General features: G+C 71.4%; 13 protein-coding genes. 6 read left to right on the top strand and 7 right to left on the bottom strand.

Going from position 1 to position 15186, the window contains the following annotated elements; genetic code table 11:
- Positions 1–32: 32 nt before the first annotated feature.
- Positions 33–389 carry a VOC family protein gene (locus ACIA5D_RS45145; RefSeq protein WP_396036841.1) on the bottom strand — a complete coding sequence of 119 codons (357 nt, stop codon included), beginning with the start codon at positions 387–389 and terminating at the stop codon, positions 33–35.
- Positions 390–561: 172 nt separating this feature from the next.
- Between ACIA5D_RS45145 and ACIA5D_RS45140 the strand changes: the two genes are divergently transcribed.
- Together ACIA5D_RS45140 and ACIA5D_RS45135 are read left to right on the top strand one after the other, a co-directional pair.
- A complete protein-coding gene (locus ACIA5D_RS45140; protein ID WP_396036840.1) occupies positions 562–747 on the top strand; it encodes a hypothetical protein in 186 nt (61 codons plus the stop codon).
- Between the two features lie 80 nt (positions 748–827).
- Positions 828–2393 carry a diguanylate cyclase gene (locus ACIA5D_RS45135; protein WP_396036839.1) on the top strand — a complete coding sequence of 522 codons (1566 nt, stop codon included), beginning with the start codon at positions 828–830 and terminating at the stop codon, positions 2391–2393.
- Here ACIA5D_RS45135 and ACIA5D_RS45130 read toward each other — a convergent pair.
- Complete coding sequence (locus tag ACIA5D_RS45130) at positions 2390–4615, bottom strand: MMPL family transporter (RefSeq protein WP_396036920.1); 2226 nt, start codon at positions 4613–4615, stop codon at positions 2390–2392. The two genes, ACIA5D_RS45135 and ACIA5D_RS45130, sit on opposite strands and share 4 nt — an antisense overlap.
- A 187-nt stretch (positions 4616–4802) precedes the next feature.
- Between ACIA5D_RS45130 and ACIA5D_RS45125 the strand changes: the two genes are divergently transcribed.
- The 4 genes from ACIA5D_RS45125 to ACIA5D_RS45110 all read left to right on the top strand — a co-directional run bounded on the left by ACIA5D_RS45125 (position 4803) and on the right by ACIA5D_RS45110 (position 9938).
- The gene (locus ACIA5D_RS45125) at positions 4803–8261 is read left to right on the top strand and encodes a PQQ-dependent sugar dehydrogenase (RefSeq protein ID WP_396036838.1); all 3459 of its coding nucleotides are present in this window, start codon (positions 4803–4805) and stop codon (positions 8259–8261) included.
- 48 nt (positions 8262–8309) lie between these two features.
- A complete protein-coding gene (locus tag ACIA5D_RS45120; RefSeq protein ID WP_396036837.1) occupies positions 8310–9197 on the top strand; it encodes a phosphotransferase family protein in 888 nt (295 codons plus the stop codon).
- A 137-nt stretch (positions 9198–9334) separates the two neighbouring features.
- Positions 9335–9487, top strand: a complete 153-nt coding sequence (locus tag ACIA5D_RS45115) for a hypothetical protein (protein WP_396036836.1) — start codon at positions 9335–9337, stop codon at positions 9485–9487.
- Positions 9488–9497: 10 nt separating this feature from the next.
- Positions 9498–9938: an OsmC family protein gene (locus ACIA5D_RS45110; protein WP_396036835.1), complete on the top strand. Its 441-nt coding sequence runs from the start codon at positions 9498–9500 to the stop codon at positions 9936–9938.
- 50 nt (positions 9939–9988) lie between these two features.
- On the opposite strand, the gene ACIA5D_RS45105 is transcribed toward ACIA5D_RS45110, so the two are convergent.
- The 5 genes from ACIA5D_RS45105 to ACIA5D_RS45085 form a co-directional block, all read right to left on the bottom strand.
- Positions 9989–10837 carry a DUF4190 domain-containing protein gene (locus ACIA5D_RS45105; protein WP_396036834.1) on the bottom strand — a complete coding sequence of 283 codons (849 nt, stop codon included), beginning with the start codon at positions 10835–10837 and terminating at the stop codon, positions 9989–9991.
- 101 nt (positions 10838–10938) lie between these two features.
- Complete coding sequence (locus ACIA5D_RS45100) at positions 10939–11178, bottom strand: hypothetical protein (RefSeq protein WP_396036833.1); 240 nt, start codon at positions 11176–11178, stop codon at positions 10939–10941.
- Between the two features lie 2 nt (positions 11179–11180).
- Positions 11181–11435 carry a hypothetical protein gene (locus ACIA5D_RS45095; RefSeq protein ID WP_396036832.1) on the bottom strand — a complete coding sequence of 85 codons (255 nt, stop codon included), beginning with the start codon at positions 11433–11435 and terminating at the stop codon, positions 11181–11183.
- 24 nt (positions 11436–11459) lie between these two features.
- Positions 11460–12773 (bottom strand): MFS transporter, encoded by a 1314-nt coding sequence (locus tag ACIA5D_RS45090; protein ID WP_396036831.1) that lies wholly within the window; start codon positions 12771–12773, stop codon positions 11460–11462.
- Between the two features lie 40 nt (positions 12774–12813).
- Entirely contained in the window at positions 12814–15174 is a 2361-nt protein-coding gene (locus ACIA5D_RS45085) for an ATP-binding protein (protein WP_396036830.1), read from the bottom strand.
- Positions 15175–15186 lie beyond the last annotated feature (12 nt).

Below are 15186 nucleotides of genomic sequence, written 5' to 3'. Positions count from 1 at the left end.
CCCGGGCCGGCTCCGGGCCGCCCGTTGAGAACCTACGCACGACGGTGCAGCAAGCAGAACTCGTTGCCCTCGGGGTCGGCGAGAACGGTGAAGCCCTCGTCGCCGTTCTGTCCGACGTCGGCGCGCTTCGCGCCGAGCGCCAGGAGCCGCGCTACCTCTGCGTCGACGTCGCCGTCGGCGACGACCAGATCGGGATGATCACGGTTCTTGCCGGTCTTGGGGGCGTCGGTGCGTTGCAGCCAGACGCTGAGCCCGCCTTCTGGCGGCCAGAGATGGACCGTCCCGTCCTCGCCTCGATCGATGCGGTAGCCGAGGGCCGCCGACCAGAACTCGGCCATCTGCTCCACGTCGTGTACGTCCAGGGTCCACTGCGCGAATCGGCTCACCATGTACCGGAGATTGCCGCACGGCCGCTGATTAAACCTTCGCCCTCAGCCAGCGATCCCGGCGCGTACGAGATGCGGCCGTAGCAACCCTCTCGCACCCGAAAGGCATCTCGGCTGCAACCGGGGCAGCGAATTCTTGCCTCCAGGTCCCCCAACCAAGCTACGGAGGAACAGAATGCGCTCCCGAATTTTCTCCACCCTCGCCGCGCTCGCGGCCGGCGTCGCTCTGACGGCTGGAACGGTCGGCGTCGTCGGCGCGGCACTCGGCGGCGGGTCGGACAACTCCGCCACGACCACGCATGAGGCTGCCAAGATCATGTCCGTGGTCGCGGCCCGCTCCAACCCGAGCAACGGGAACTGATTCCGCTGGCCGTGTGAACGTCGGCAGGTGGTCGGGCCCGGTCACCGGTGCCCGACCGCCGCTCGTGAGGGGTGGATGCAGTGACGACGATCGACGCGCCCGCGGACCGGACGGCCCTGGCCGAGGTTATCGCGGAGCTGGAGAGCCGGTCCGTGTCGCAGTTCCGCACTGTTCACGAACCGGCGATCCTGGCCGAGCTCAGGGCGGTCGAGCTGGGCGACGCGGAGCTGGCGCACCGGGCGATGCTGCTGCAGTGCAGCGTCCTGTTGCGCGAGGGCCGTTCCGCCGAGGGCGGTTACCGGGCACGTCAGGTACTTGACTGGGCGGTGCTGCACGACAGCCCGAACCTCGTCGCCCGCGCCCACCGTGAGATGGCCATCTTCCATCGCCAGATCGGCGACCTGGCGGACGCGCTCCGGCACGCGGTGCAATGCGTGGCGAACCTCGCCGACGACGCTGCCCCCGTGCTCCGGGCCCGGCACCTCGTCTCCCTGGCGGTGGCCCTGGACGACAACGGATCCGGCGACGAGGCACACCGCCGGTTCGGCGAGGCGCTCGACCTGGCCACGGCGATCGACGAGTTCGAGCTCGCGCTCTCCATCCTCAACAATCTCGCCTACATCGCCTACGAGAACGGCGATGATGCGGGCGCCCGCGCGCTGGTGGCCCGCATGCGCGAGACCCTGTCGCACTGCGGCCGCGCCTTCACCGCGAACGAACTGGACACCGTGGCCCGGGTCGAGATGATGTCGCGACGGTACGCCGTGGCCGAGGAGCTCCTGGGCCCTATCCTGCACGAGCAGTCGGCGGTGCGGGGCGACGAGGGCGACGCGCTGGCCGAATGCCTGCTGACCCTGGCCGAGGCCCGCCGGCTGGACGGCCGCCACGCCGCGTCCCGGGTCGCTCTGGACGAGGCTTTCCGGATGAGCGAGGAACGCGGGCTGGAAGCGCTGCGCATGCGGGCACACGAGGAGAGGGCAGCATTGTTCGCGGACACCGGAAGGTTCCGCGAGGCGTACGAGGAATATCGCACCTTCCATGCCGCCTTCGCCTCGCTGCGCTCGATTCAGCGCGAAGCTCGCGCCCATGCGCTGAACACGGTGTTCGAGGCGACCGAGGCCCGCAAGGACAACGAGCGCTTCCGCGAGATGGCCTACCGGGACGCGCTGACAGGTCTCCACAACCGCCGGTATCTCAACGAGAAACTGCCGGCGATACTCGGCTCGGCCCGCATGGACCGGCGGCCCGTGTCGCTCGCGATCGTCGACCTCGACCATTTCAAGCGCATCAACGACACCCTGTCGCACAGCACCGGCGACGCGGTGCTCAAGCAGGTGAGCGAGCTGATCGCCGAGGCCGCCACCGAGGACGGGTCGATAGCTGCCCGCCTGGGCGGCGAGGAGTTCGTGCTGATCCTGCCGGGCGTCGACGCGGACGAGGCACACCGGCGCTGCGAGCGCCTGCGGCGACGGCTCCAGTCGTACGCCTGGAGGCCGCTCACCGGCGATCTGAGCGTGACCGCCAGCGTCGGCGTGACCACGTCGCCGCGAGGCGACGACACCATGCCCGGCCTGCTGGCCCGCGCCGACGAGAATCTGTACGCCGCCAAGCGCGGCGGCCGTAACCGGGTCGTGGCGAGCGACTAGCACGAGGCTACCGGGACTTGTGCGGCCGCCGACTCTGGGCTAGCGGTGCGCGGGGCGAGCCAGCGCTGGTGCAGCCGGCGCAGCGGCGCCGGCGCCCACCAGTTCCATTCGCCGAGCAGGTTCATCACCGCCGGCAGAAGCAGGCCGCGGACGACCGTGACGTCGAGCAGCAACGCGACCGCCATCGCGAAACCGATCTCTTTGACCGCGATCAGATCGCCGAGCAGGAAGCCGAGGAACACCACGCCGATGCACAACGCGGCGGCGGTGACCACCGGCCCGGACTTCTCGATGCCGGCGCGGACGGCGTGGTCGCCGGCCGGCGTGCGGCTTTGCGTGCGGCGGCGGGTGGTGTCGCGCCCGTCCCACTCCTCCTTGATCCGGGCGAGCAGGAACACCTCGTAGTCCATCGAGAGCCCGAACACGAATACGAACAGCAGGACGGGCGTGGTGACGTCGATCGCGCCCCACGAGTCGAAGCCCAGCCAGGCGTCGCCGATGCCCCACTGGAACACGACAACCAGCACACCGAGCGTGGCGAGCAGGGTGAGCGCGTTCATCAGCAGCGCCTTGACCGGCACTACGAGCGAGCCGGTCAGCACGAACAGCAGCACCGCCGTGGACAGCAGGACAACCAGCAGCGCGATGGGGAACCGGCCGGCCACCGATGTGCGGTAGTCGGCCAGTTCCGCGGCGGCGCCGCCGACGAGAACCGGGAACGGTGGATCCATCGCCCGGATCGCGCGCACGACGTCGCGGGAGGCCGGGCCGGCGGTCTCGCCTTCCGGCGTGACATCGAGGATGGCCGCCGGTGCGACGATGTCGGGGCGCGGTTCTACTCGCAGCACGCCGTTCAGCGTGTTGAGCGCGTTCATGAAGTCGCGGACCGGGGTGCCGGCCGGGTCGGCGTCGACCACCACGACGATCGGGTCGGCCTGGCCGCCGCTGAAGTCGCGCTGCACCGCCTCCTGCAGCCGGCGGGCCTCGGCCGAGGCGGGCAGCGCCCGGGCGTCGGAGTTCTCGAGATTGACCGCGAACAGGAACGGCAGCGACAGCGCGAGCAGGCCGGCCGTGACGGCGAGCGCGACCGGCGCCGGCCGGCTCTGCGCGAATGCGGCGAGCCGCGCGAGCAGGCCCGGACCGGGCTCGGCGCGGCGACGCAGCACGGCCGCAACCGCGCGGCGGAAGGGGAGCACCCGGGTGGAATCCCGGGCACCGGGGATGCGGCGGTGGGCCGTGGCGATGAGCGCGGGTACCGCTGTCAGGCCGGCCAGGGTGGCCAGCAGCACCGCGACCGCGCCGCCCAGCGCCATCGCGCCGAGCAGCGGTTCGGCGAACGCGAACAGGCCGGCCATCGCGGTGCCGACGGCGAGCCCGGAGATCAGCACGGTGCGGCCGGCGGTCGCGGTGGTACGGGCGATCAGGTCCGCGACCGGTGCGCCGGGGTCGGCTTCGCGCTCCTGGCGGAAACGGGCGATCACCAGCAGCGCGTAGTCGACAGCGAGCCCGATGCCGAGCAGCGTGACCACGTTGACGGTGAACTCGCTGACCCCGGTGAGCGCGGTCAGTCCCAACAGGCCGAGCAGTGTCACCGACACGGTGGCCAGCGCGGCGGCGAGCGGGATCGTGCCGACGGTGAAGCCGCCGAGAACCAGCACCAGGACGACCAGCAGGACGAGGATCGCGACCGACTCGCCGAGTGCCGCGTCGCCGAGGGCCTGGTCGGCGAACGCGCGCTCGGCGAGTTTCTCGCCGCCGACCAGCACCTGGGGCGCGTCGATGCGGTGCAGGGCGCCGGCGACCGCGTCCTCCACCTGCTCCCGCCGGTCGTCCGGCAGACCTCGCTCCAGCTCGACCCGGATCAGCGAGCTCCGGTTGTCGGCGCCGATCCGCCCGCCCGGAGCGCTGTACAGATCGTCGACCCCCGTCACCCCGTCCATGGCACGGATCTCGCCGGTGACCGCAATGATGTCGTCGACCAGCGCCCGGTCGTACACCTCGCGCCCACCGACGACGGCGACGACCACCGGGCCTTCGGGCCGCAACTGGTCGACCCGCCGGTCCGCGAGCTGCGACTCGGCGTCCGGCCGCACGCTGCCGGTGGTGGCGAGCCGGTCGAACACCTGGCCTCCCAGGACCAGCCCGGCGGCGGTCAGGACGAGCCAGGCACCGAGCACCGGCCATCGCCAGCGGGCACACGAACGGCCGAGCGCATCGAACATCACCGAGGCATGCAAACACCTTCGCGTACGGGGCACCAGCCGCCGATCGACGTGCATCCCCCGCACGGACGGCCAGTTCTGACCGGTCAGCGGACGGTCGAGTCCTACGGCCGACACCCGGGAGCGCAACGTCCTCTTAAGATTCGCCAAACCGCAGGGCTCTGGGGTTCCGCGAACGGGGAGGGGAATGCCCGTGCTTCGGCGTGCGCTGAGTGGGTTTGTCGCGTTGGCGGCCGTGGTCGCGATGTCGTCGTTCGTCGGCTCACAGCCCGCGGCCGCGGTTGCGCTGCCGAGCGGTTTCCAGGAGCAGATCGTCTTCAGCGGTCTCAGCTCGCCGACCGATCTGGAGTTCGCACCGGACGGGCGCGTCTTCGTCGCCGAGAAGGGCGGCCGGATCAAGGTCTTCGACGACCTCGCCGACATGACCCCGACGGTGTTCGCCGACCTCTCGGCCAACGTGCACAACCAGTGGGACCGGGGTCTGCTCGGGATGGCGCTTGCGCCCAACTTCCCGGCCAACCCGTACGTCTACGTGCTGTACACCTACGACGCGCCGCCCGGCCAGACCGCTCCGGTCTGGAACGACGTGTGCGCCAACGCGAACGACGGGACCTGCGTGGTCACCGGCCGGCTCTCCCGGCTGCAGGCCGCCGGCAACACGATGACCGGCAGCGAGCAGGTGCTGTTGACCGACTGGTGCCAGCAGTTCCCGAGTCACTCCATCGGTGACATCGCCTTCGGCGCCGACGGGATGCTGTACGTCACCGGCGGTGACGGGGCGAGCTTCAGCGCGGTCGACTACGGCCAGTTCCCCGCCGGGGCGCCGACCAACCCGTGTGCCGACCCGGCCGGCGAGGGCGGGGCGCTGCGAGCGCAGGACATCCGCACCGCCGGCGACGAGACCCAGCTCGACGGCGCGCTGCTGCGGCTCGACCCGGCCACCGGCGCGGCCGCGGCCGGCAACCCGAACATCGGCTCGGCCGACCCGGACACCCGCCGGATCGTCGCCAACGGCCTGCGCAACCCCTACCGGCTCACCATGCGCCCGGGCACCAACGAGGCCTGGATCTCCGACACCGGGTGGAACACCTGGGAAGAGGTCAACCGGGTGGTCAACCCGACCGCGGGCGTCACCAACTTCGGCTGGCCGTGCTGGGAGGGCAACGCCCGGCAGGCCGGATACGACAGCGCCAATCTGCCCATCTGCGAGACCCTCTACACCGCGCCGGCGAACACGCCCACCGCGCCGTTCGTCGCCTGGAACCACTCAAGCAAGCTGGTCGCGGGCGAGGCCTGCCCGACCGGCAGCTCGTCGTCGACCGGCGTGGCGTTCTACCCGACGGCCGGCGGTCCCTACCCGGCCGCGTACCACGGCGCGGTCTTCTTCGCCGACTACTCGCGCCGGTGCATCTGGGCGTCGCTGCCGTCCACGCCGGGCGGCCTGCCCGACCCGGCCAACCTGCAGACGTTCGTCTCCGACGCCGCCAGCCCGGTCGACCTCGAGGTCGGCCCCGGCGGCGAGCTCTATTACGCCGACCTGGGCGGCACCATCCGCCGGGTGCGCTACTTCCCGGGCAACCAGCCGCCGAGCGCGGTCATCGACGCGTCGCCGACGCAGGGACCGGCGCCGCTGACCGTGACGTTCAACGGCGCTGGTTCCCTTGACCCCGATCCGGCCGACGAGGGTCGCCTGCGGTACGCCTGGGACTTCACCAACGACGGGGTGACCGACTCGACCTCGCCGACGGCGACGTTCACCTACACCACGGCGGGCTCGTACACCGCGCGGCTGACGGTGACCGACACGCTGAACGCGACCGGCACCAGCACGATCGCCGTTTCGCCCGGCAACGAGGCGCCGACGGCGGTGATCGACACGCCGGCCGCGGGCACGACCTGGAAGGTCGGCGACACGATCGCCTTCTCCGGCCACGCCACCGATCCGCAGGAAGGCGCCCTCCCCGCCGCCCGCCTCGGCTGGGACCTGGTCATGCACCACTGCTCCGCGCCGGACAACTGCCACGAACATGACATCCGCACCTGGACCGGCGTGGCGTCCGGGTCGTTCGAGGCGCCCGACCACGAGTATCCGTCCTATCTGGAGCTCAAGCTCGTGGCCACCGACCAGCAGGGCCTGACGCACACCGTGTCGCGCCGGCTCGACCCGAAGACGGTCGACCTGACATTCAACACCTCGCCGGCCGGCCTGCAGCTCACCGTCGGCTCCTCCTCGGGCACCACGCCATTCACCCGTACGGTCATCCAGGGCTCGACAAATTCGGTGTCCGCGCCGTCGCCGCAGGGTTCCTCGACGTTCACGTCGTGGTCCGACGGCGGGGCGCAGACCCACGTCATCGCCGCGCCCACGGCGGCGACGACGTACACCGCCACGTACGCGACCGCCCCGGCGTCGCAGCGGATCGGCTACACCCAGGCCGGTGCCTCGGTGGACACGGGCGAGATGAACTACATGAACGGCTCGCGGTTCGTCACCGGGCCCGACCCGGCGACGGTCACGTCCATGTCGGTTTACCTGACGGCCGTGCAGGCGGCGCCGAACAACCAGTACCAGCTCGCCGTCTACGCCGACTCGAACGGCTCGCCCGGCGCCCGGGTGGCCAGCAGCACGTCGGGCACGCTGACCGCCAACTCGTGGAACACCCGGCCGATCACCGCGGCGCTGGCTGCCAACACCCCGTACTGGCTCATGTACAACACCAACGGCAACAACAACATGAGCTACGACGCCGGTACGGCCAACCAGGGCGCCTGGAGCGCGGCCACGCCGTTCGGCACCTGGCCGGCGACGTTCGGCACGTCCAGCCGGTGGAACGCGAAGTTCTCCATCTACGCAACCACCGGCGCGGACACTGCCGCACCGACGGTGACCTCCACGACCCCGGCCGGCGGCGCTACCGGGGTGGCATTGAACGCGCCGATCACCGTGCGGTTCAGCGAGGGTATGGCGGCGGGCACCATCACGCCGGCGAACCTGGAACTACGCGGTCCGGGCGGCACGCTGGTCAACCGCACCGTCGCCTATGACGCGGCCAACCAGGCGGCGACGATCACGCCGTCCGCGGCGCTGGCCGCCTCGACCCCGTACACGGTGACCGTCCGGACGGGCGTGACCGACGCGGCGGGCAACGCGCTCGCGGCCAACCACCAGTTCTCGTTCACCACTACCGACCCGAGCGCCCCGCGGTTCGGGTACGACCAGGTGGGCGGCTCGCTGGACTCCGGCGACATGAACTACATGAACGGCTCGCGGTTCGTCAACGGCCCGACCGCACTCGCGGTGAGCCAGATCTCCGTCTACCTCAAGACGGTGCGGGCCGCGCCGGGCAATCAGTACCAGGTGGCGATCTACGCCGACTCGAACGGCTCGCCCGGCGCCCGGGTGGCCACCAGCACGTCGGGCACGCTGACCGCCAACTCGTGGAACAGCCGGCCGGTCACCGCGACGCTGGCACCGAACACGGCGTACTGGCTGATGTACAACACCAACGGCGACAACAACATGAGCTACGACGCCGGAACGGCCAACCAGGGCGCCTGGAGCGCATCGACCCCGTTCGGCACCTGGCCGGCCTCGTTCGGCACGTCCTCCCGCTGGACGGCGAAGTTCTCGATCTACGCCTCGTAGCGGAGGAAAGGCAGCGCGAAAGCGAACTCGTCTGGCTACCGTGGCCGGATGGATCATCCCGATCAGGTGGCCGGTCACGTCGCCCGGACCGTGCTGGGCGAAGCGACCACTCCGGAGCCGTTGGCCGCCGGGGCCTGGTCCACGGCGTACGCGCTGACCGTCGCCGGGCGGGCCATGGTGCTGCGGGTCAGCCGGTACGGCGGGGATTTCGCGAAGGACGAGGCCGTCAGCGCGGTCGTGGGCGGCGTGCTGCCGGTACCGGCGATCACCGCCCGCGGCGAGGCCAACGGATGGGCGTACGCCGTGTCGGAGCGGTTGACCGGCACGGCGCTCGACGATCTCGATCCGAGCGCCCTCGCCGCCGTCCTGCCCGACCTGTTCGGTGTCATGGACGTCATCAGCCGGATCGAGGTCAGTGGCCACGGCTACGGCGTCTGGGATTCGTCCCGGACGGCTCCCTACCGCTCCTGGCCGGAATACCTGCTCGCGGTCGAACACGAGACTCCGCGGGTACCGGGCTGGCGGGCCCCCCTGGCCGCGTCCGACATCGGTCTGGAGCCCTTCGAACGCGGCCTGGCCACGCTGCGCCGGCTCGCGCCGGACCTGCCGGACGAGCGCCGCATGGTCCACGACGACCTGCTCGCCCGGAACGTGCTGGTCGAGGGCGACCGGATCTCGGGCGTCCTGGACTGGGGCAGCGCCTGCTTCGGCGATCCGCTCTACGACGCCGCCTGGTTGCTGTACTGCTGGGGGTGGTACCCGCAGTGGTCCTCGGTCGACATCGAGGCGGAGATCGGACGCCGCTGGAACCCGGATCCGGCCGCGTTGCGCGCGTACCGGATCCACATCGGCCTGGGCTCGATCGGCTACTGCGCCACCCGCGGCCGCTGGGATGACGTCGCTCTCAACGCCGAGTGGCTGCTCGCGCTCGCCTGATCTGAAAGCAGCCGAGGCCGCCCGTCTCTCGGCCTGAGATGGACGGCCTCTGCGTGGTCAGGCGGCGGTGATCGTGTAGGTGACGCCGCTCCGGGTGGGCAGGCTGATCACGTCGCCGGTGATGGCCGGCGTGACTGTTGAGCCGTCGGCGCGGACCACCCGGATCGGGCGGCCGGACCGCGATCGACCTGCTGGTGGCCCGGCTCGCCGACCCCGACCGCCCGATCCAGACGGTGACCGTCCCGGTGAGCCTGATTCCCCGTGGCTCCGGCGAGACACCCGGGCGGTAGGTTCGCCGGTATGGCGGACGACACCCGGCGCTCGGTGACCCTGCAGCGCACCAGCCTTGGCCAGTACGAGGTACGCAACCCCCGCGGCGGCACGATAACCGTCGGCGTCGGAGACGGCACCGACTTCACCCCGGTCGAGCTGCTGCTCGCCGCGCTCGGTGGCTGCACGGGCGCCGACGTCGACTACATCACCAGCAAACGCGCCGAGCCGGACAGCTTCGTCGTCCACGTCACCGGCGACAAAGTCCGGGACGAGACCGGCGGCAACCGGCTGGTGAACCTGGCCATCGAGCTGCGCGTCACGTTTCCGGAGGGCGCCGCCGGCGACGCGGCCCGCGAGGCGCTGCCGCGCGCGGCGCGGATGTCGCACGACCGGCTCTGCACCGTCTCGCGCACGGTCGAGCTCGGCACTCCGATCGACACCCGCACCACGCCGCCGCCAGCCGGTTAGCAGGTTGGGACTCCGCCGGTTTCGCACCGCGATGAGAACTCGGTTTTCGGTCAGCGGTGACGGACCGAGCCGGTGAGCTTCTTGTCGTCGGTGTCGACGGCTACGCAGAGGACGCTGCGGTCCTCGGGCCAACTCTCCTGGTCCGGGTACATGTAGTAGAAGTCCAGTTTGTCGGGGTGGTCGGCCCATTTTCCGAGCCTGGTGCCGCAGCCGGCCTCCGCCTTCTTCTCGACCGTGCTCTTGCCCGGCCACGCGCCGTTGGCGAGGTTGAAGACGGCGTAGATCTCGCCGTCGTGCTTGGCCGAGCACGACGCGTGCGTCGGGTATCCGGCGATGCCGTTGAGGCACTCGCCCACGACGAAGGACGGCTCGTCGCTGGGCGTGGTGGCCTCGCTCGCCGGCGCCTTGGTGGGCGTCGTCGCCACGACGGAGGGCACGACGGCGCCGACCGGCGTCTCGGTGGCCGATGTGGACTCCTGGACGAATGAGAAGAAGAGCACCCCGAAGAACACCAGCAGCCCTGCGCCGGAGACCGCGAGGCCGGCGACCGCGAGGCCGCGGCCGCGCTGCCCGCGATTTCTGATCTGGTTCAGCGCGACGATGCCGAAGATCACCGACAACGGGACGATGCAGAACAGGACGACACTGATGATGCCGCAGATCAGCGACGCGATGGCGAAGCCGTTGACGCCGGGGTCAGCCGGCGGATAACCCGGGTAGCCCGGTTGCGGGTGGCCGGGCAGTGGCGGATAGGCCTGCTGCGGGTACGCCTGCGGCGGGTAGGCCGACGGCAGCGGGCTGTACGCCGGGGGCGGCTGGTAGCTCGGCACGCGCGGCGCCGGATTGCCGGTCGGGTCGGGCGGTGGAACCGAGCCGGGGGGCGGGTACTGATCGGTCACGCCGAGACGCTACACAACAGTTGATCATGTGACCGTCCCGGATTGTTTCGACTCTGCAACTTCGGGCGACACGTGACCTTTGATGAAGCCCGGATCGCGGGTCACGAACGCGAGGCGGGCGGACCGCACAAGAGGGCGGAGATCGACTCGAGGCCGAGTGCCGCGTCGCCGGCACGCTGGTGCCGTAGCTCCCAGTAGAGCGCGAGCAGGGCCTGCACGGTGGCGAGCCGCACCGCGTCGGCCGCGTCCGGCGTCTCGCCGCGTACCTCGGTCAGGAGTCTTTCGGCCGCCTCGGCGAGCTCCTGGCCCAGCAGGCGTGCGGGGGTGACGGGATCGGACATGGTCACGCGCCCGGTTCGTTGGCCGGCACCGCCGGGCGGTCCCACCGGGACTGGTCCACCCGGTCGGCCGGGAGGGCGGAAGTGCCCTGGTGCCGCACCTCCCAGTACAGGGCGAGGACGGCGCTGGCCGCCGCCAGCTGTACGGCGTGCGCCACGTCGATGGTGTCCAGCCGGGCCTCGGCCAGCAGCGCCTCGGCCGCGTTTGCCAGTTCGGTGCCCCGGGCCCGGTCCGGCACCCCATCGGTCCTGGTCAGCATGGCCGGCCACCTCCCATCTCAGTGTCACTCACTCTCGCCCTGGGGCGCCGGGCGGACCACCGTGAAACTACCGAGATGCGTACCGAGATGCGGCCGGCTTCCGGGCCGTAGCCCCACGATGGCCGTGCCGAGGGCGACCAGCGCCATGGCGACGAGGTACCCGGCCGGCGCGAGCGGCGTCCGCGCGTGGGCGACCAGCCAGGTCGATACGTACGGCGCGGTGCCGCCCAGCAACACCACGGTGACGTTGTACGCCAGCGCGGTCGCGGTGTACCGGATCGGGGCCGGGAACTGGGTCACGCTCAGCAGCGCGCTCACGGTCGCCCCCACACCGATGCACCACGCCCAGGCCAACTGCCCGGCCAGGGCGGCGGCCACCGTGCCGTGCTGCATGAGCATGAAGCTGGGCCCGATGGTGACGACCACGCCGAAGGCGGACCCGATCGCGACGGCGCGCGGCGGGTACCGGTCGACCAGGTAGCCGCCGGCGATCGCCCCGGCCGCCAGCGCGGCGAGCCCGCCGAGGGTGACGCCGAACGCCGCGACCGGACCGAGGCCGACGACCCGGTTGAGGTACGTGGGCATGTAGCCGAACAGGAGAAACCCGCCGAGCGTGACCATGGTGAGCCAGCCGGCGAACACCAGCATGCCGCGCTTGGCGGTCCGGGCCGCGACGGCCAGCGGCAGGGCCGGCGACACCTGCCGGCCGACCGCCGGGCTCTCCGGCATGCGCAGGCGCAGGTAGAGCACGACTACGCCAAGCGGCACGGCGGCCAGGAACGGCAGCCGCCACCCCCAGGTGGTCATCTGCTCTGAGGTGAGCGCGGCGGTCAGGAGCAGGCTGGTCGCCGCCGCGGCGGCAGCGCCCAGGTAGCTGGCGACCTGGTTGGCCGACACCGCGCGGCCGTGGCGGTCCGGGCCGGCGTGCTCGAGGATCAGGATGTTGGCGCCCACGTACTCGCCACCGATCGAAAGTCCCTGCAGCAGACGGCAGGCGAGCAGCAGAGCCGGGGCCATCCGCCCGATCTGCTCGTACGTCGGGAGCAGCCCGATCGCCAATGTCGCGCCCGCGATCAGCAGAATCGACGACACCAGCGCCGTACGCCGTCCGAAACGGTCGCCGATGTGGCCGAAGAGCAAGCCGCCGACCGGGCGCGCCACGAAGCCGACCGCGAAGATCGCGAAGGTGTTGAGCAGGGCCGCGGCGGGGTCGGCGGCCGGGAAGAACTGCTGGGCCAGGACGCCGGCCAGATAGCCGTACAGGAGAATGTCATAGCCTTCGATGAACGTGCCGATGCCGCTGGTGACCACCGCACGACGGGACCGCGGAACTGCCATCAGCCCAGCTTCGTTGCGCCACCCGTACGCGGGAAGGACGTCACTCGACCGGGTGACCGATCCACGCGGCTATCTGGGAACGGGACGTGAAACCGCGCTTTGTCAGGATGTTCGCGACATGGCTTTCCGCAGTGCGCTGCGAGATCACGAGGCGCCGGGCGATGTCCGCGTTGCTCAGTCCACACGCGACCAGCCCGGCGACCTGGTGCTCACGCGATGTGAGCCGGAGCCGGCCGGCCGGCTCCTCCCCCGCCGCGGGCTGCCGCTCCCCCAACGCGAACGCGAGCGACTCGTCGTACGAGAGGCTTCGCCCGCGACGGTAGGCGTCCTGGAACGCCGGTTCCTCGAGGAGGCGCCGGGTGCGCCGCTCGCAGGCCTTCCGGTGACCTACCAGATGCGGGTACGAGTTGATCGACGTGCCGTGCCGGGACCACTGGGCGTCGACGGCGCCGAGCAGGACGGCGGCGCGCCCCGGTTCACGGCCGGTCTCGATCCAGGCGAGCACCTCCAGGCAGAGCGCGGTGCCGAGCGGATCGTCGAGTCCGCTGGTCCGTTTCAGCCGCAGGCTGGCCTCCTGATTCTCGGTCGCCGTGCGCAGGTCGCCCTGCCGCCAGGCCGCCAGCCCGTACGCCCACATCGCGTTGGATCGGTGGAAGCCCTCCCCGCAGGCCTCGGTGTCGGCCAGCACCTGCCGGTAGAGGGCGTCCGCGCGCTCCTGGTCACCGCTCAGCCCGACCGCCGCCACGAGCGTGAAGAGCAGATGCAGCCGCTGGTCCCGCTGGGCGGGCCCGGTGCCGTCCAGGGTGGTCAGGGCCGTTTCGAGCAGCCGTACGGCGGTGGCGAGGTCGTTGTCGAACAGCGCGACCGTGCCACGGATGAACGTCGCGTAGGACAGCGCCGCCGCATCGCCCAGCCGTCGTCCCAGGTTCTCGCCCTCGCTCAGCAGCCGCTGCCAGCTGTCGAGGTCACTCTGCGCGAACGCCATCCGGCCGGCCAGCAGCAGGGCACGGGCGCGGTACGGGGTCGGCGCGGCGGTCAGGTCGAGGGCCCGCTCGAGCCAGCCGCGGCCCTCGGTGAACATGCCCCGGCCCCACCAGTACAGGGCGGGCAGGCAGCTCAGGATGTGCAGGGCTCGTTCCGCCTCGCCGGCCTCGCGCAGGCAGAAGTCGAGCGCTGTGCGCAGGTTCGCGCGCTCCCGGTTGAGCCGGCGCAGCCAGTACGCCTGCCGCTCGCCGATCCATTCCCGGCCGGCCCGCTCGACGAGGTCCTCGTACCAGTCGCGGTGCCGTACGGCGAGGGCGAGCTCCTCGCCGTGCTCGTGGAGCTTCTCCCGCCCGTACACCCGGAGGCTCTCGAGCAGCCGGTAGCCCACGACGGCGCCGTGGTCGTCCCGGCTGAGGATCGACTTGTCGATGAGGGCCGCGGTCAGGTCCAGCAGGTCCGTGTCGACCAGGTCGACGCCGACGCAGACGCCCTCGATCGCGTCCATCTCGAAGGTGCCCGCGAAGATCGACAGGCGGGCCCACAGGCGTTGCTCCGGCTTCTCGCACAGCTCGAAGCTCCAGTCGATGCAGCCCCACAGCGTCTGCTGCCGCTCGGGCGCCTCCCGGTTGCCGCGGTTGAGCAGGGCGAAACGGCCGGTCAGGCGGGTCGCGATCTGCTCGGGAGTGAGGACCCGCAGGCGGGCGGCGGCAAGCTCGATCGCCAGCGGCAGGCCGTCCAGGCGGTGGCAGATGTCGACCACCGCCTGGTAGTTCTCCATGGTGAGCCGGAAACCGGGAAGCACGGCCTCGGCGCGGGCGGTGAACAGCGCCACCGAGTCGGACCCGATCGCGTCGGCCAGCGCCGGCCGTCCGGCCGGATCGGGGGCCGGCAGCGGCGGCACGGTGAACGCCGCCTCGCCGATGAGCCCGAAGAGCTCCCGGCTGGTCGCGACGATCCGCAGGCCGGGACAGGCGCTCAGCAGCGCGTGGGCCAGCGTCGCGCAGGCCGCCAGCACGTGCTCGCAGTTGTCCAGCACCACCAGCAGCGAACGCGACGCGAGGTGTTCGCGGAGGGCCTCGGCCGGCGCGCGGGCGGAGAGCTCGCGCAGGCCGAGCGCGGCGGCCACCACGTGGGCCAGAACGTCGCGGTTCGACGTCTCGGACACCGGGGTCTGCTCGCGCCGGCCCAGCTCGGCCAGGTCGACGAACCACACGCCGTCCGGGAACGCCCGGGCCACCTCGGCCGCCACCCGCCGGGCCAGCCGGGTCTTGCCCACCCCGCCGATGCCGCAGAGCGTGACCAGCCGGAACTCGGACGTCAGCCGTTTGACCTCGGCCAGTTCCCGGCGACGCCCGACGAAGCTGTTCAGCTCGGTGGGAAGGTTGCCGCGCGCCGAGGGAAAGCCGCGTCTGACCACAGGTCAGTAGTT

Source organism: Actinoplanes sp. NPDC051513 (assembly GCF_044454685.1).
Classification (GTDB): domain Bacteria; phylum Actinomycetota; class Actinomycetes; order Mycobacteriales; family Micromonosporaceae; genus Actinoplanes.
This window is presented reverse-complemented; position numbering and strand designations above follow the sequence as displayed.